This is a genomic window from Staphylococcus sp. 11007852 (genome assembly GCF_011394325.1).
GTDB classification, from domain to species: Bacteria; Bacillota; Bacilli; order Staphylococcales; family Staphylococcaceae; genus Staphylococcus; species Staphylococcus agnetis.
In genome coordinates this window covers 1-16,509 of sequence record NZ_JAANBJ010000027.1, presented here as the reverse complement: position 1 = coordinate 16,509, position 16,509 = coordinate 1, and the positions used below count along the sequence as shown (strand labels likewise).

The window sequence follows — 16,509 nt, the reverse complement described above, 5'->3', positions numbered from 1 at the left end:
TTCTCCGACCCCGACTGTTTGCTAGTTGCAGCTAGCATTCAGTCTTTTTTAATGTTTGAATCACATACTTCGCAGCGTAGTAAGTTGTTACTACAGTTGTTATCGCTACAAACAATGTAGTTGTGAAATATGCATTGAATGCGAATATCGTTGTGATTACGAATGTAGTCATCAAAGCTACAATTAAAGCAGCTATTTTATTCACCATAAGTCCGTCTCCCTCCTCAATATGTTCTCTTTAATGAATTTCAATGCGGGTTTAATCTCGATGTAACGCTTGTTTCCTTTTCCAAAACGATACATACACGTTTGTTGAAATTCACGATTGCTATAAACGTGTTTTTCTAAATCGTTACGAGAGATACCCGAAACTTTGATAAACTCCTTTGCGTCTGCAAAACCTATAAATTCCATGAATATCACTCCTTTAATATCTATTTTTGTATTGCAGCGTCACACATGTGATGAACGCGATAATATTTAATGCGATTAGTAATGTAGTCATATAAGTAAACCTTTCATGTATAATGTTTTTATCTCCTTATGAAAAGAGGTGAAGCTTTTGGCAAAAATCAAAGGTATGAAAGAATTAGAGAAAGCTCTAGGAAAGGCTGCTCGATATATTGAAGTTCATTGTGTAAACTGTGGAAGGAAGTACACTGTTGATCTTAAAAAATCGAAAGCCAAGTGCCCTAAATGTAAAACTGAAATGAAACTTTCCTAATCTTTCTAGGTGGCGTCTATTCGTCACCTTTTTTTATTTTCGCTTTGAGCTTGAATTTGTTAATTTCTTTGATAGTGTTTTCTGTTTGTCTAACTAAACTTTCGTATTCACTTACTTTTCTTTTTAATTCAATCTGTTTATTCTCAGCTCTTGCTACCAAGCTTTTTAGTTCGTTAAATAATAATTTGAGTTCTGATAAGTTTGTTTCTACGTAACATTTATAGGGTTGTTTCTTTTTCTTTTTAAACATTGTTTGTCCTCCTTAATTTGGTTGTTCGATTGTGGGTAGAATGTCGTTATCTTTAAGTAAGTCGTAAATGAATAATCTACCTTTTTGCGTCCACTTAGTATTCATGCGAACCGATGTGCTACCGTCTTTATGTTCAATCTCCGTTGTAGAAGAATGTGTGTAACCTTTGTCGTGTAGATTTGAATAAAGTAACCATTGTCCTGATTGTTTATACTGAACCTTTAAATCGTGTAATAACTTGTTTAGCGCTTGAGCTGACATACCATAATCTTTTGCAATTTGTCCGACTGTAACTAAACTCTTGTTATTTAAAATAGTGTCTAAATAAGATGCTTTCGGTTCGTATTCGGCAATCTTTTGTTTTTGCATGTTGTTTTCTAGTTGTAATGCCTGTTTTTCTTTTTGTTCTTCAATCCAAAGTTCAGCGCGTTTGACTGGGTCGTCGATCATGTAACTTGCGGTAGGCTGTTTAATTTGTTGTTCCATTTCGTTAAATTTGTTGATGTACGCCATTTTGAATTCGTTGTGACCTTGAATGTTGAACATGTATAGAGTGAAACCATCTTTTGTGAGTAGGTATTCTTTTTGATTTCTACCTCTTGAATCTTTGTAATTACTATCGATAATTAATGTACTCACTTTTGAGGACATTAAAATTTGTTCTAAATCTCTCTTAACATTGTCATGTCTTCTACCTAATTCATTTGCTACAACTCGGCTAGAAACAACTGCTCCTAATTCCTTGTTGTTTTCGATTTTGACTTCCTGTAATAGTTGCATCGTTTGTCCTCCTTAAGTTTTTATAGCTTCTTTTCTCATTTTCGAGAAATCTTGAACATAAAAATATTCATCTAATGAAATATCAAGCACATCACACACTCTGCTAGCTTCAGCTAAAGTAAAGTCACTTTTATTTCTGTTTATTTTTTGACTAAAACGAGCTGGTGCCATTCCGATATCTTTTGCTACTTGTTGATGTTTAATATTTCTATCTTCCAGAAGCAATCTCAATTTTTTGTATCTTCTATTATTCAATTTTCTCACCTCTCATTTCTCATTTATGAGATTACACTATTGATTCTACATTCCCATTTATGAGATGTCAACAAATAAATTTCACTTTTGAGAAAAAAGTTTGTAAAAATAGTTGCAAAAGTGAGAACAAACTTATATAATAAGTTTGTAAATTACAAACAAGGAGATTATAAAATGTCTAAATTCAGTCAAAATCTTATAGCTTTGCGTAGAAAAAGAAATTTAACGTTAGTAGAATTGGCAAATCAGTTGAATAAAAAATACGATGTTAAGTTTTCAAAGGCCTCTATTGATAGATGGGAAAAAGATCAAACATCACCATCTGTTACCCACGCATCAGCATTAGCTCATTTTTTTGGTGTAAGTTTAGATGAATTAAGTGGTCGAGAAGAATTGGATTTACAAAAACCTCAAACTTTAGCTGCTCACCTAGAGGGTGAACTAAAACAAGAAGATATCGACTACATCATGTCTCTAGTCGAAAGGTTTAAAAACGAAGATAAATAAAGGGGAAGATATATTTGTCTAAGTACGAACAACTACTAATAGAGAATCAACATATTAAAATTAAAGATAATGTAAAACTACCAAAGGGATATGATGGTGTTTGTGCTGATTTCGTTATATTAATTGATAAAGATTTACCTGAAAGCAGAAAGCACGAAATCTTACATGAAGAAATAGCACACCACAAACTTTCATATGGTAACATCTTAGATCAATCACAGTTCAATAATAGAAAATTCGAAAATTACGCAAGACGCTACTCATACGAAACATCTATGCCTCTATCGGGTATAGTCCAAGCGTTTAAGCAAGGTGTACACAATCTGTATGAGCTTGCTAATTTTTTTGAGATTTCAGAAGGTCACGTACTAGATTGTATTGAGCATTATAAAAAGAAGTATGGTTTAAATACTCTTTTTGGTAATTATTTAATTGAATTTGAGCCTTTAAGAGTTTTTGAATATAAAAAAATTGAATAAAGGAGAGTTTTAAAATGGGAGAAAATTTTCATGACGAACAACAGAAAAAGCAGTGGGAACAATTCCAAGCGTTTCAGCGTCAACAAGATGAACAGCGTAAATCCAAAACTAAAAAGCGTTGGTTGTGGGGGTGTGGCGGTTGTCTTATAGCTTTTGTTATTATGATTGTTATTTTTAGCGCTTGTACAGCATTATTCACTGGTGGTGTTAAGAATTTAGGTCAAGATAATAATAAAACATACAAAATGGGCGAAACTGCCAAAAATGGAGATTTAGAAGTTCAAGTTAACTCTGTTGAAACAGCTAACCAAGTTGGCCCATCAGTTGCACCATCATACCCAAAAAATTCATATGTTGTAGTTGATGTATCAATTAAAAACAAAGGGAAAGAGTCATTAACAATAGATAGCAATATGTTTAAATTAAAATCTGATGATAAAACTTTTGATGCTGATAGTGCTGGTTCACTAGCTGCAAACCAAGCAGAAACTGGAAGTATCAAAAATTCATTCTTTTTAGAGCAAGTCAACCCTGATAGTACAGCAGAAGGTAAAGTAGTTTTCGATGTTTCTGATGCGGTAGCTAATGCAAAAGATAAAAAACTCGAAATTTCATCAAGTCTATTCAGTTCTAAAAAAGTCACTTTTGACTTATCTGATAGTAAAAAAAGCGCTAAATCTAAAGGTAGCGAAGACAATTCAAATAAAATTGATTTAAATGGTAATGATGAAGTAGCTAGCAATTCATCAATAAATGACGCGAGAATTCAAACTTCCAATGAACAACAACACATTGATCATGTAGTAAATCCAAATACTAAAGAGTCTAACAATGGTCAAAAGGATTCTAGCAATAAAACGCAAACTGAAGACGATCCAGTAGATCCAAGAATAGTTGAGCATAATAATCAACAAGTCATCGAATTAAAAAAGCAAATGGTTGAACATAATATGAATTTTGACCCTAATAGCGGCGGGGATTTATACAACATAGAAACCGGTAATTTTGTAAATGAAGAATAAAATTAAAGGGTACCCCCACGTACCCTTATTATTTTTTTCCTTTTTTTGAAATGGAGTGAGTAAAATGGCGTCATTTACAGTGACAAAACGCAAAAATAAAACATCTACATCATGGCAATATGATGTAAAGCACCCCTCTTTTAAGTCGGGGAAAAAACGAAAATCAGGATTTAAAACTAAAGCAGAGGCAACGAATGCTGCGCAACAATTAATCAATGAATTAGAGAATGGTTTCAACTTAGAGGATAACAAATTATTCTCTAAATATTACTGGGATTGGATAGAAATAAAAAATAAGCGCAACTTATCCAAACGCCAGTTTTACTGGTATGAAAGAGCAATCAATTTGTTTAACGATTATTTCGGCGATGACATGTTAGTCAAGAATATTACGCGTTCTGAATACCAAAAGTTTTTAAATGAATACGGTAATGATCGTGCGGATGAAACAGTACGCAAAGTACATGGTTGTTTGTCTCGCTGTATTAAAGATGCCGTATACGATGGTTATTTAAAGAAAGACCCTACCTACAATGTGGATGTTAAAGGGACGAAAGAAGCAAAAAAGGAATCTACTAAATTTATGACTATTAAACAATATTTAGACATGATTGAATATTTTAAAACACGTGATGAAATGAGTTATGTATTCCTATATATTTTAGCTATAACAGGTGCTAGATTCAGCGATGTTATAAATATGATTGAATTAGACTTGAATGAAAAAGAAGGTATTATACATTTAAGAGGTACTAAAACTGCTAATGCTGATAGATTTGTGGAAGTTACTACAAAGGATGTTAAACATATCAAAAGTAAACTGTCGAAGTTGCCACGCTCTTTTGATGGTAAACTATTCAAAATCAGTCATAACGCAGTAGCTAAAGCATTTAACCATGCTAAAGAACATATTGGTTTAGATGACAACTCAATCACACCCTATGCCCTGCGACATACACATACATCTTACTTACTTTCAAAAGGCATACCAATCGAATATATCAGTAAACGGTTAGGACATTACAACATATCAATCACACTTGACACTTATTCACATTTACTCGATGAACATAAAAAAGAGCAAGGTCAACGTGTCAGAGAATTATTCTCTTGACACATATTTGACACTTGCTACTCTCAAATCTTGTCATATCAAGGTTTTAGTACGGAGAGTGAGGGATTCGAACCCTCGAGACGCTTGTGGCGCCTACACACTTTCCAGGCGTGCTCCTTCGGCCAACTCGGACAACTCTCCAAAGATATAAACAAAAAAATCAGAAGCGATGTTTCACTTCTGATTATATGACCCCTACGGGACTCGAACCCGTGTTACCGCCGTGAAAGGGCGGTGTCTTAACCGCTTGACCAAGGGGCCATGGCTCCACAGGTAGGACTCGAACCTACGACCGATCGGTTAACAGCCGATAGCTCTACCACTGAGCTACTGTGGAACAATAAAAATGGAGCGGGTGATGGGAATCGAACCCACAACATCAGCTTGGAAGGCTGAGGTTTTGCCATTAAACTACACCCGCATTTAGCGATATGGGCGGCTGATGGGAATCGAACCCACGAATGTCGGAACCACAATCCGATGCGTTAACCACTTCGCCACAGCCGCCGTGATTGAAAGTGGTTCAGGACGGAATCGAACCGCCGACACAAGGATTTTCAGTCCTTTGCTCTACCGACTGAGCTACTGAACCATATTAAAATGGCGGTCCCGACGGGAATCGAACCCGCGATCTCCTGCGTGACAGGCAGGCGTGTTAAACCGCTCCACTACGGGACCTAAAGTAATTGCGGGAGGCGGATTTGAACCACCGACCTTCGGGTTATGAGCCCGACGAGCTACCGAACTGCTCCATCCCGCGATAATGTTATTTAAAATCAGCTACCTTTACATCATAGCAATTATTGTAAGGAATGTCAACACTTTTTTAAATTAATTTTAAAATTGTAAATAAAATTAAATGGTGACTCCTACGGGACTCGAACCCGTGTTACCGCCGTGAAAGGGCGGTGTCTTAACCGCTTGACCAAGGAGCCACAGCGCTAAATCCCTTAAGGACTTTCTTAGTATATAGTCAGATTATTAAAAGGTCAACGCTTTTCCACAAAGAAAATGTGTAATTTAGAACTCATAAGGTAAAAAGCTTACAATTAGTTTCAAAGTATTAACATTTTCTTTATTTATCATCTAATAAATAGCACACTCAATCTAATTTTTGAATAATTTTTTGTTTAAGGAAATTAAACGACTCAAAACCATCTTCCTGACAAAAATGTCCTCCTTCTTCTTGCACGTACAACTTTGCACCTAATACGTCACTGAGTTTTGCTGTATAAGAAAAAGGCACAATAGTATCATTTTTAGCTGCAATACAAAAACGATGATTCAATTTTATTTTTAAAGCATCATAATCTATATGTTGGTCGACAAACGCATCTAATTCTGGCATATGCGGTAGACGATCTTTAAAACCAGAAACGAGTGCAACACCACCTATTGAAGAAATGTCTGCGTCATTTAAAAATTTCAACGTTGTGATGACACCTAAACTATGTGCAACAAATAAGGTATCGTGGTTTAAATGTTGCACTTGTTCATTCATAGCACGGATCCATTCTTCAACGCGAGGTGTATCTGGATTTGGAAATTTAATCACCTTTACATCATGTCCCTCAATTTCTAAAGCATTTTTTAACCATGGAAACCAATGTTGATAAGGATCTGCATGATAACCGTGTGCAATATACACTTGAGTCAATTAAATCATCCCCTTTTATTTTACAAATCAAAAATCAGCAAAACATTAGCATTAAGGCCAAGTCCTGCTGATATCATTATTTTTATGTTTGAATTCTAGGAATCAACCTCTGAACTGCATCTTGTGCTTGTTGGATACAGTCTGGTAATCCCACCGCTTCAAATGGCGCGCCAGTAATTTGAAGATGTGGATATTCTTTATAAATGTGTTCTTGAATACGTTTAATATTATGAATGTGGCCAACATGATATTGAGGACTCGCATCAATCATTTTATTGACAATTGTAAAGTCAGGTTCATCATAAAATGTCATCATTTGAGACAGATCTTTTTTGGCAATAGCAACAAGTTCTTCATTACTATGTGTTTTAACTATATCATCACCCGGCTTACCAATATAGGCACGAATAAGTACCTTGCCATCAGGTGTCGTGTGTGGCCATTTTTTTGTCGTCCATGTGCAAGCTGTAATGGAGGTATTGCTTGTTCTAGCAATCACAAAACCTGTGCCATTATGCGTATTTTTAATATTTTTTTCATCAAAAGCAAATACAATAGTTGCGACTGATGAGGCTTCTAAGTGTTTAAAATAATCAAAAGCTGGATCAGCTTCAAACCATTTATGAAAAACGTGATGCGGTGTCGTAACAATTACCCCATCAAAAAATGTGGAGGTCTCATGCGCTGTTACAACATTGTATCCTTTTTGTTGACGTACAAGGTTTTCTATTGGCGTATTATACTCAAATGCTACATGATGTTGTTTAAGCCATCGTTCAAGTTGGATGATTAAATCATACAATCCATGGCGGAACTGTTTAAACTGGCCTTGAGGTCCTTCAGTATTATGTTGATCTTGCTTTTCTCGATGCAAACGTACCTTTTGCATTCCTTTCATGATACTTCCGTGTGTGTCCTCTAAGGTTTTAAAATTAGGAAATGTGCTCATCAAACTTAATTGATCAATATCTGTACCATATATACCACTCAATAACGGTTCGATAAGATTTTCTAAAATCTCATCTCCTAGTCGATATCTAAAAAATGCCCCTACAGATATATCTTCATTCATCGAGATGGGTTTACGTGTTAAATCTTTTAATGCGCGTAGTTTACCTTTAAACGAAATTAATTTTGTCGTCACAAAAGGTTTGATATCGGTAGGGATACCTAAAATTGAGCCACCTGGAATCGGATATAATTGATTACGGGCAAATATGTATGACTGACCCGTTTGATTTGTGATGATATCTTCTTCAGGTATCCCCACTTCTTTAGCTACTTCCGTCATAATCGATTTACGCCCTAAATAAGATTCGGGGCCCAATTCGATGGTATAACCGTCACGAGATACTGTTTTAATTTTACCACCTGGAACATCTGAAGCTTCATATATTGTAATGTCCACATTTGGAAAGTGTTTTTTTATAAAGAAAGCACTTGATAGACCGGTGATACCAGCCCCTATAATTGCAACTTTTGTCATTGACCTCACACCTTTAACTCAAATTAGAGATTTCGTCTACGATAGCACCTATAAAGAGTGGATGCGTATCTGGCATAGGCGGTCTGTGATACATAGCTCCCACCTCATCACACACCACTTTACATTCATAATCATTGTCGTAAAGTACTTCAAGGTGTTCGGCTACAAAACCTACAGGTGTATAAATAAAATGTTTGTATTGGTGTTCTTGATAAAGGTCTCGTGTTAAATCTTGAACATCTGGTCCTAACCAAGGCGTCCCCGTATTGCCTTCAGATTGCCACCCTATCGCAATATTTTGAATAGCAGATTGTTCTTTTAAAGCGATAGCCGTATTTTCAAGTTCTTTTGGATAAGGATCATTACTTTCTTTAATCATCTTCTCAGGCAAACTGTGTGCAGATACAATAAGCATTGTTTGATCATGCTCTTCTTGAGGTATATTCGCTAAAATTTCGTTAACTCTCATCGTCCAGTACTCAATAAATTTAGGTTGATGATAATAGTGTTGCACGTGGCGAAGTTGAATACCATATTCAGCTGCTTTTTTATCAGCACGTTTATCATATGAACCGATAGAGAAATTTGAAAAATGTGGCGCTAATACGACTGTAACCGCTTCTGTAATACCATCACGATGCATGTTTGAAATAGCATCTTCAATAAAAGGATGTATATGTTTTAACCCTATATATAATTTATACGTAACTTCAGACTGCATATCATTTAATGCTTCACAAATTGCATGCGCTTGACGCTCAGTAATCTTCGCAAGTGGTGATAACCCCCCAATTGCCTCATAGCGGGATATTAAATCATTTAATTCTTCCTCGCTAGGTTTACGTCCACGTCGGATATCCGTATAATATGGTTCTATATCACTTTTCTGATACGGAGTCCCATACGCCATTACTAATAAACCGACTTCTTTTTTCATCCAAATCCGTCCTTTTTCAAGTCTATTTTAATATTTCCCCTGTATAATCATGTACAAATTTTGATACCCGTTGTAAAATTTCTGGTTTTACTTCTGGGAAAACGCCATGTCCCAAATTAAAAATATGAGAACCATGCGCTATTCCTTGATCTAATATTGGTTTTAATCTTTCTTCAATGACTGGCCAAGGTGCGAGTAAAATACTAGGATCGAGATTACCTTGCACCGTTTTAGTCACACCTAATGATTCAGCTTGTTTAATGGATGTTCTCCAATCAAGACCCAAAACATCTATTGGAAGTTGATGCCAAGATGAAATTAAATGACTCGCACCAACACCAAATAAAATCACAGGCACATTAAAAGACTTAATACCTCGAACCAATTTTTCCATACATGGCTTGATATAATAATCATAATCTGATTGATTCAAAGCACCTACCCATGAATCAAAAACTTGAATTAATTGAGCGCCTGCTTCAACTTGTGCCCCTACATAAGTGATTGACATCTCACTCAGTGTATCCATTAATTTAAACCAAGTCGCTTCGTCGCTATACATTAACGCTTTCGTCTTGTTATAGTTTTTGGATGGTCCACCTTCAATCATGTAACTCGCTAATGTAAATGGTGCCCCAGTGAAGCCGATGAGTGGTACATTCAATTTTTCAGACGTTAACAATTGAATCGTCTCGAGTACGAAAGGCACATCACGTTTAGGGTCAATTTGCCCTAGCTGTTCAACGTCAGACATTTGACGTATAGGATTTGAAATAACAGGTCCTATGCCAGATTTAATATCTACATCAACGCCAATTGCCTTTAAAGGCGTCATAATATCTTTATATAAAACTGCTGCATCTGTGTCATATTGCTCTACTGGTAAAGCAGTGACATAAGCACACAGTTCAGGTCGGTGTGTAATTTCAAATAACGAATATTTTTCTTTTAATTTACGATACTCAGGTTGTGAACGCCCTGCTTGTCGCATAAACCAGACAGGAGTATGTTTGATTTGTTCCCCTTTTATCGCTTTTAAAATCGTATCATTAAACGGTGTAACCATGAGAACCTCCTTAAAAACTTCATTCCTATCAACTATAGCATATTTAACGTATATAACGCTTACAAGGTACTCAAATGTCATAAAATTTTAAAATCTAAAATTGCACTTTTATAAAGTATTCAAATGGGTATTATAAATTGTGGTCTTTTACCGTAAAAAAAAGTATAATAAGTTCAATATTAAGGAGGGAAACACCATGAAATTATATATCACTTATGGTACGTATGGTTATATACACCAGATTCAACTCAATAATAAAGATAGAAACTTACTCATTTTTTCATCAGATGATCGTTCCGTATTAATTGATGAAACTGAAAAAGAAAGTGTTTTCCAACAACCTAATGCTTTTCGTTCATTATCTCGTGTTGGGGACATTTCTGAAAATGATTTCCAAGCTGTTATCTCTATCCCTACTTCGGAAGACCATAAATATCAATTAGAAAAGAAATTAGATGCCTATTATCCGACATTATCGGATTTTGAAGGATACAAAAGTTTTAGATTATTAAAACCATTAAAAGAAAATGTATATAAAGTTATGTTTGGTTTTGAATCAAGAACTGCATACGAAGATTTCAAAAAGTCATCTGTATTTAGAGAAAACTTTTCTAAAGATGCGGTACGTTCATTATCTGGTGTAACCGGTGCACATAGTTCTTATTTAGAACGTTACTTCTACCCTATTTCTGAAGAAGACATTTCTAAACAAGAAGATAATGCATAAAATAATTAAGAGGAAACATGGTGCTAAGACACCGCGTTTCCTCTTTTTTAATCACGTAATAATGTTTCTTGATATTTTAATTTTTTAACCGTCGCTCTCACTGTTAAAATGCCTACTACAAAAAAGAACATTACAAAGTACGCATATTGTATATTAAAAATAATATACATTAAGCTCAGCAATATCCCTACAACTATGACTGTACGATATAAAAACTTTTGATAGCCTTGGATGACTTTCAAGTCAGAAACAGGCCATACTTGAGGCCATAAGCCATAAGCTTCTTGTGTATAAAATTGCGACATTTGTAGAATAATGATATACATGCCCAAACTTCCGATAATAAGACTAATAATTGGTTGATGTAACCAAATCATTAAAGCTAAAATGATGACACTTAAACGAAGTGTTAAATGAAATGCATCTTTCCCCCGAAGAAAATGACGTTTAAATAAATAGTAGTACATCGTATTACTATTCATTTCTCTTGGTTGACGTAAGAAAATGTCCAAGTATTTTCTTCTAGCAGAAGGTGCTGTGAAGCCTTTAACATCGGTAAACATATTCACAAATTTATAATAGTTCGCTTGATGTTGATGTGCTTGATTTACCATAAAATGCCATGGAAAGTGCTTTTTGGCATTCATATTTCTTAACATATATATAAGACCAAGCATAAAAACAACACTTGCAAACCCCATATAAGACTTACCATCTAGCCAAACATAATATCCAGATAAATTCAATATCATTAATAACACATTAATAGACCAATTTTCTAATCCGTACAAATACCATTGCCATCTCAATATTAGACCTAAATAGGGTAAAATAAGCGCCAAGAGGACAAGGATATAAAAATGTACAGTGTCATTCGGATATAACGTATGAAATAAAGGATAAAAAACGATAAGTACGATTACTTGTAAGGGTATCCGAGAGATATAACTGGCCGTAATACAGCGTTTAACGTATTGTTTCATGCTATTTTCAAATGGCAGTAAGAAAAGTTGATCAGCTTCTTGTAGTCGCGTTTTTAATGGAAAAAGCGAAGTCAAACATAAAAGTACTGACATGATAAGCAAATAATTGATGCCTTTTGGGATAGCACGTAACCATTCACCATATCCTAAAATAAAAGCACCTAATAAAATGACAAGAAATACTGAAAAGTGACCATTAAAAATGAACTTGTTATAGTGGCGTTTTTCTTCAAAATCTTTTAGTCGCCTAACTTGATATAAAGCTTTCACATTATTCATAGAGAAGCTCCTTGATGTGTCACTTTAATATATATGTCATCAAGTGTACTATTAGGCATTTGCGCTTGTTGACGCAACGCATCCAAATCTCCCATCGCTACAATTTCTCCTTGATCTAAAATGATAAATCGATCACAGTATCTTTCCGCTGTTGCTAAAATATGTGTGCTCATAAGGACTGTACGTCCTTCGTGTTTTTTCGATTCCATCAAATCTAACATTGACTGAATACCGATTGGATCAAGTCCTAAAAATGGTTCATCAATAATGTATAAATCTGGATCAACGATAAATGCGCATATGATCATCACTTTTTGTTTCATTCCTTTAGAGAAATGGCTTGGAAAAATATTCAGTTGATCTTCTAAACGAAATGATTTTAATAATGGCTTGGCACGTGTCATTGCAGTTTGCACATCAATATCATATGCCATCGCTGTCATTTCGATATGCTCTTTTAACGTGAGGGTATCGTAAATGATAGGTGACTCTGGTATATAGGATAAACGGCGTCGATATGCTTCTATATCATCCTTAATATTTATGTTTGAAATCGACATTTCCCCTTCCATAGGTGTAAGTAATCCCAAAAGATGTTTGATTGTTGTACTTTTACCAGCCCCATTGAGACCTATTAAGCCAACAATTTCTCCAGGTTTGAGTGAAAAGTTGATATTTTTAATTATCGGTGTTCTTCCATAACCACCTGTTAAATTTGTAACTTGTACAGTCATTATCCTGCACCTCCGTGAAATTTATTGTACATAAAATAACGCAATATTGCTATTTATAAACGCTCTTGAAACGTTACAGAATGATGAACTAATGCTATAATGATTAAAAAAATGATAGGAGCGAAAAGGAATGGCTGAAACAATCTTCTCAAAAATCATCGATGGAGAAATTCCAAGTTTTAAAGTTTATGAAAATGACCATGTTTATGCTTTCTTGGATATATCACAATTATCAAAAGGACACACATTACTTATACCTAAGAAACCTTCAGCAAATATCTATGAAACAGATGCTGAAACGATGAAACATATTGGTGAAGCGTTACCTATCGTTGCAAATGCTATTAAAGATGCGTTTAACCCAGACGGTTTAAATATCGTTCAAAATAATGGTGAATATGCTTCACAATCTGTTTTCCATATTCACTTTCACTTGATTCCACGTTATAAAAATGACATGGATGGTTTTGATTACCAATGGGAAACTCACGAAGATGCATTTAATGATGAAGCTAAAACCAAAATAGCTCAGCAAATTGCTGATAAAATCCAACAATAGTTTGTACATCCACATACTTATGCATGAATATTCGTTATAATGGGTATGAAATATTAAAATGCTTCAGAGGAGGAAAAGTATGAGAGCCTTACAAATTACTTTAGGTCTTGCTGCAGGCGTAGCTACAGGGCTTGGTGTAGCGCTAATGAAACGCGACAAATCTACACGTATTGAAAGTACTACAGTAGAAAAACCTAAATCAGATTTAGAAAAAGAAGTTGATAATATTAAACGTAGTATCAACGATATTATAAGTTACGTTAACGACATTAAGTCAGAAAGCCAATCATTGGCTGGATCTATCGGGGATGAAGTTAAAACGATGATTGGTGAATTCCAATCGGATATCGATCCAAATATAAAAAGATTACAATCCCACATAGAAAATTTACAAAATCGTGGCGAAGAAATTACAAATTTTCCATCTAAAAAGTAAATTTGTAGTGTTTATCAAACAATAATTCGATATAATAGTATTAAAACATGATACGGTGAGTATCATGTTTTTTTATAGTTTGAGAAAGGAGCGGTGCGTATGACTGATAAACAAAAACAAATTGAAAGTATCCTTTTCACTCACAAAGCAGCCATGCTATCTAAAGTGATATGGAAAAATGCGGAACGCGATTGGCAAAATTGGCTACGTAAATCAGGTATTACAATGAACGAACATCTGATTTTAATGACAATTTATGCATTTGGTCGTGTTACAATTTCAGATATCTCACGATATGGTGTGATGCATGTTTCAACAGCTTACAACTTTGCTAAGCGACTTGAACAACAAGGACTTTTAACGCTTGAAAAAGACACGAACGATAAGCGTAATACTTATATACATTTAACAGATAATGGTACGAAGCTCATCGAAGAAATATTTGAACAGTATAATATTGAAAATAACACTGTATATCAAGCTTCTGAACAATTCAGTTCAGAAATGTTTCATAAGCCTAATTTTAGTGATGCTCATTATTTAGTTGCTAAGATGCATGGTAAAGACTTTATTGATGATGTCAATGCTTGTCATAATCATTTAAGAAAACATTTGCTTGACGTTGAGTAAACGAACGTAGATAATACAAGTTATCTATTATATGTTTAAAGGAGTATGCATAATGTTGAATTGCTCGCGCTCAATAGATATACATTCGCGATTTGGGCTACCACGTATTGCTTTTATTAGTTTTGTCACAATGGTTATTACGTTTTTTATTAGTTTCGAAATTTTTCATTTCAAATATAATGTAAGGTTAACTGACGAACATTTTTTTACATTTTTGGTCTTATTAATACTTTTATATCCGATTCATAAAGCAATTCATTTGATTACGGTAATCCCCTATGTAAAGTATTTTAGAATACATAAGTTATTACGTAATAGTTGGTTCCCTTTTTACAACATATATGTTGATAGGCCGATACGAAAAATCTATTTTTGCATTTGTTTATTAATGCCGTTAATCGTGATTACATTGATCATGATTATAATGGCGCGACATTTTCCTGAATACGGTCATTATGCGATGTTTTTACTTGCTTTAAACGCGGGGTATGCTGTCATGGATTTACTCTATTTGAAAATTATCATTTTTTCTAGACAAGGCGATTATATCGAGGAACATATTAATGGTCTGATGATTCTCGAAAAAAAATGAACTTTTTAGACACTTACCTTTTCAATGTCAAATTAAATAACATTAAATATAATTTATTACAAAACGTAGTAATTGAATCTTTAGCTTAAAAAAGATTTAAATACTACGTTTTTTCTCGTAAATTAGTCTTAGTTCTACCCTTCTTCATTGGTATGCTACTTACAATATGGTAATATTATTTGTGATAATTTAAAAATAAAGGAGCTAACACAATGAAGAAAGGTTTACAAAAAATGATTATTCCTCTCACAGCCAGCGCTGTTATTTTAGGGGCATGTGGGAATGACACACCAACATCTAAAGATCAAACGCTTATTTCTTCAAAAGCTGGCGATGTTAAAGTTGAAGATGTTATGAAAGAAATTGGTAAAGATCAAATTGCGAGTAACTCATTCAAAGTTCTTTTAAGCAAAATTTTAAAAGATAAATATGGTGAAAAAGTAAACAATGATGACATTGAAAAACAAATTGATAGTGAAATCAAAAAGTATGGTGGGAAAGATCAATTTGAAAGCCTTCTTAAGCAACAAGGTATGACAATGGAAAAATACAAAGAACAACGTAAAATGATGGAATACCAAAAAGCGTTGTTAAATGAGAAAGTCGATATCTCTGATAAAGAAATTAAAGATAATACGAAAAAAGCGTCTCATATTCTAATAAAAGTGAAGCAAGATAAAAATGATAAAGAAGGCCTATCAGATGATGAGGCTAAAAAGAAAATTGATGACATTAAGAAGCAACTTGATAAAAACCCTAAAGATTTTGACAAGATTGCCAAAGACGAATCTATGGATTCAAGTAAAGATAAAAATGGTAGTTTAGGTTATGTCGTTAAAGGTCAAATGGTAAAACCTTTTGAGAAAGCACTATTTAAATTAAAAGATGGTGAAATTTCAGATGTGGTTAAAACAGATTATGGCTATCACATTATCCGAGCTGACAAACCGACTGATTTTGACAAAGAAAAATCAAAATTAAAGGAAAAATTCATTCAAAATAAACTTCAGGAGAAACCTGAAATTCTAACTGACGCATATAAAAAATTATTAGATGAATACAAAGTTGACTATAAAGACAGTGATATTAAAAAAGCGATTGAAGATAACATCTTAAATCCTAAAGCTTTAAAAGAACAAGCTTCTCAAGGGTCACAAGGTCAACAAAATATGGGAATGTAATATTTTACACGCTTACTAAAAGCTGCTAACAACGCAAATTGCGTTATTAGCAGCTCTTTTTATGATTAACATGATTTTTCATTATGCAGAAAAGTAATTGTGCGCTTATTA

The 16,509-nt window shown here is 34.2% G+C and carries 22 protein-coding genes and 9 tRNA genes; 11 read left to right on the top strand and 20 right to left on the bottom strand.

The features are described from left to right. Window positions 1-31: 31 nt before the first annotated feature. Window positions 32-208, bottom strand: a complete 177-nt coding sequence (locus G8Y85_RS08220) for a hypothetical protein (protein ID WP_165804957.1) — start codon at window positions 206-208, stop codon at window positions 32-34. Continuing rightward, window positions 202-414 carry a hypothetical protein gene (locus G8Y85_RS08215; RefSeq protein ID WP_107396783.1) on the bottom strand — a complete coding sequence of 71 codons (213 nt, stop codon included), beginning with the start codon at window positions 412-414 and terminating at the stop codon, window positions 202-204. Before G8Y85_RS08215 ends, G8Y85_RS08220 begins: the two co-directional genes overlap by 7 nt. A gap of 148 nt (window positions 415-562) precedes the next feature. On the opposite strand from G8Y85_RS08215, the gene G8Y85_RS08210 reads away from it, so the two are divergent. Next, entirely contained in the window at window positions 563-724 is a 162-nt protein-coding gene (locus G8Y85_RS08210; RefSeq protein ID WP_165804950.1) for a hypothetical protein, read from the top strand. Between the two features lie 16 nt (window positions 725-740). Here the strand turns inward: G8Y85_RS08210 and G8Y85_RS08205 are convergent, their stop codons facing one another. Genes G8Y85_RS08205 through G8Y85_RS08195 form a run of 3 tightly spaced genes read right to left on the bottom strand, consistent with a single transcriptional unit; the run spans window position 741 to window position 2,009 of the window. After that, on the bottom strand, window positions 741-974 hold the full coding sequence (locus G8Y85_RS08205) for a hypothetical protein (protein ID WP_165804958.1): 234 nt from the start codon (window positions 972-974) through the stop codon (window positions 741-743). 12 nt (window positions 975-986) lie between these two features. Next, window positions 987-1,754, bottom strand: a complete 768-nt coding sequence (locus G8Y85_RS08200) for a phage antirepressor KilAC domain-containing protein (protein WP_165804959.1) — start codon at window positions 1,752-1,754, stop codon at window positions 987-989. A gap of 12 nt (window positions 1,755-1,766) precedes the next feature. After that, entirely contained in the window at window positions 1,767-2,009 is a 243-nt protein-coding gene (locus G8Y85_RS08195) for a helix-turn-helix domain-containing protein (protein ID WP_165804960.1), read from the bottom strand. A 174-nt stretch (window positions 2,010-2,183) separates the two neighbouring features. Between G8Y85_RS08195 and G8Y85_RS08190 the strand changes: the two genes are divergently transcribed. From G8Y85_RS08190 to G8Y85_RS08175, 4 genes are all read left to right on the top strand, one after another. Further along, window positions 2,184-2,516, top strand: coding sequence for a helix-turn-helix domain-containing protein (locus G8Y85_RS08190; protein ID WP_107360854.1), 333 nt, complete (start codon window positions 2,184-2,186; stop codon window positions 2,514-2,516). 14 nt (window positions 2,517-2,530) lie between these two features. Then, window positions 2,531-2,995, top strand: a complete 465-nt coding sequence (locus tag G8Y85_RS08185; RefSeq protein ID WP_165804961.1) for an ImmA/IrrE family metallo-endopeptidase — start codon at window positions 2,531-2,533, stop codon at window positions 2,993-2,995. Window positions 2,996-3,009: 14 nt separating this feature from the next. Next, entirely contained in the window at window positions 3,010-4,017 is a 1,008-nt protein-coding gene (locus G8Y85_RS08180) for a DUF4352 domain-containing protein (protein ID WP_143564875.1), read from the top strand. 64 nt (window positions 4,018-4,081) lie between these two features. Beyond that, complete coding sequence (locus G8Y85_RS08175; RefSeq protein WP_165804962.1) at window positions 4,082-5,131, top strand: site-specific integrase; 1,050 nt, start codon at window positions 4,082-4,084, stop codon at window positions 5,129-5,131. A 52-nt stretch (window positions 5,132-5,183) separates the two neighbouring features. Here G8Y85_RS08175 and G8Y85_RS08170 read toward each other — a convergent pair. The 13 genes from G8Y85_RS08170 to hemE form a co-directional block, all read right to left on the bottom strand. Continuing rightward, window positions 5,184-5,272 (bottom strand) — tRNA-Ser (locus G8Y85_RS08170). Window positions 5,273-5,320: 48 nt separating this feature from the next. Beyond that, window positions 5,321-5,392 (bottom strand) — tRNA-Glu (locus tag G8Y85_RS08165). A gap of 1 nt (window position 5,393) precedes the next feature. Beyond that, window positions 5,394-5,468 (bottom strand) — tRNA-Asn (locus tag G8Y85_RS08160). 10 nt (window positions 5,469-5,478) lie between these two features. Next, window positions 5,479-5,552: transfer RNA gene (locus tag G8Y85_RS08155), tRNA-Gly, on the bottom strand. A 13-nt stretch (window positions 5,553-5,565) separates the two neighbouring features. Continuing rightward, window positions 5,566-5,638, bottom strand: a tRNA-His gene (locus tag G8Y85_RS08150). Between the two features lie 12 nt (window positions 5,639-5,650). Continuing rightward, window positions 5,651-5,723, bottom strand: a tRNA-Phe gene (locus G8Y85_RS08145). 9 nt (window positions 5,724-5,732) lie between these two features. Further along, a tRNA-Asp gene (locus G8Y85_RS08140) sits at window positions 5,733-5,809 on the bottom strand. An 8-nt stretch (window positions 5,810-5,817) separates the two neighbouring features. Continuing rightward, window positions 5,818-5,891 (bottom strand) — tRNA-Met (locus G8Y85_RS08135). Window positions 5,892-5,991: 100 nt separating this feature from the next. Further along, a tRNA-Glu gene (locus G8Y85_RS08130) sits at window positions 5,992-6,066 on the bottom strand. Between the two features lie 167 nt (window positions 6,067-6,233). Beyond that, window positions 6,234-6,779, bottom strand: coding sequence for an RBBP9/YdeN family alpha/beta hydrolase (locus G8Y85_RS08125; protein WP_234022043.1), 546 nt, complete (start codon window positions 6,777-6,779; stop codon window positions 6,234-6,236). A gap of 91 nt (window positions 6,780-6,870) precedes the next feature. Beyond that, window positions 6,871-8,274, bottom strand: coding sequence for a protoporphyrinogen oxidase (gene hemY / locus G8Y85_RS08120; protein WP_060551365.1), 1,404 nt, complete (start codon window positions 8,272-8,274; stop codon window positions 6,871-6,873). Between the two features lie 13 nt (window positions 8,275-8,287). Next, window positions 8,288-9,211 carry a ferrochelatase gene (gene hemH, locus G8Y85_RS08115; protein ID WP_103346389.1) on the bottom strand — a complete coding sequence of 308 codons (924 nt, stop codon included), beginning with the start codon at window positions 9,209-9,211 and terminating at the stop codon, window positions 8,288-8,290. A 22-nt stretch (window positions 9,212-9,233) separates the two neighbouring features. Then, a complete protein-coding gene (gene hemE, locus G8Y85_RS08110) occupies window positions 9,234-10,277 on the bottom strand; it encodes a uroporphyrinogen decarboxylase (RefSeq protein WP_103346388.1) in 1,044 nt (347 codons plus the stop codon). 196 nt (window positions 10,278-10,473) lie between these two features. On the opposite strand from hemE, the gene G8Y85_RS08105 reads away from it, so the two are divergent. Next, window positions 10,474-11,004, top strand: a complete 531-nt coding sequence (locus G8Y85_RS08105; protein WP_105996400.1) for an antibiotic biosynthesis monooxygenase family protein — start codon at window positions 10,474-10,476, stop codon at window positions 11,002-11,004. Between the two features lie 47 nt (window positions 11,005-11,051). Here G8Y85_RS08105 and ecsB read toward each other — a convergent pair whose 3' ends face one another. After that, window positions 11,052-12,266, bottom strand: a complete 1,215-nt coding sequence (ecsB, locus tag G8Y85_RS08100; protein WP_165805668.1) for an ABC transporter permease EcsB — start codon at window positions 12,264-12,266, stop codon at window positions 11,052-11,054. After that, window positions 12,263-13,000 carry an ABC transporter ATP-binding protein EcsA gene (gene ecsA / locus G8Y85_RS08095; RefSeq protein ID WP_107371082.1) on the bottom strand — a complete coding sequence of 246 codons (738 nt, stop codon included), beginning with the start codon at window positions 12,998-13,000 and terminating at the stop codon, window positions 12,263-12,265. The genes ecsB and ecsA overlap by 4 nt, the downstream gene beginning before the upstream one ends. A 130-nt stretch (window positions 13,001-13,130) precedes the next feature. On the opposite strand from ecsA, the gene G8Y85_RS08090 reads away from it, so the two are divergent. The 5 genes from G8Y85_RS08090 to G8Y85_RS08070 all read left to right on the top strand — a co-directional run bounded on the left by G8Y85_RS08090 (window position 13,131) and on the right by G8Y85_RS08070 (window position 16,398). Next, window positions 13,131-13,559, top strand: coding sequence for an HIT family protein (locus G8Y85_RS08090; RefSeq protein WP_103346384.1), 429 nt, complete (start codon window positions 13,131-13,133; stop codon window positions 13,557-13,559). A gap of 79 nt (window positions 13,560-13,638) precedes the next feature. Further along, the gene (locus G8Y85_RS08085; protein ID WP_165805667.1) at window positions 13,639-13,995 is read left to right on the top strand and encodes a YtxH domain-containing protein; all 357 of its coding nucleotides are present in this window, start codon (window positions 13,639-13,641) and stop codon (window positions 13,993-13,995) included. A gap of 99 nt (window positions 13,996-14,094) precedes the next feature. Beyond that, window positions 14,095-14,625, top strand: a complete 531-nt coding sequence (locus tag G8Y85_RS08080) for an HTH-type transcriptional regulator Hpr (RefSeq protein ID WP_060551372.1) — start codon at window positions 14,095-14,097, stop codon at window positions 14,623-14,625. 52 nt (window positions 14,626-14,677) lie between these two features. Then, window positions 14,678-15,217 (top strand): DUF3267 domain-containing protein, encoded by a 540-nt coding sequence (locus G8Y85_RS08075; RefSeq protein ID WP_103346382.1) that lies wholly within the window; start codon window positions 14,678-14,680, stop codon window positions 15,215-15,217. A gap of 212 nt (window positions 15,218-15,429) precedes the next feature. Next, window positions 15,430-16,398: a foldase protein PrsA gene (locus G8Y85_RS08070; protein WP_037567588.1), complete on the top strand. Its 969-nt coding sequence runs from the start codon at window positions 15,430-15,432 to the stop codon at window positions 16,396-16,398. Window positions 16,399-16,509: the final 111 nt, after the last annotated feature.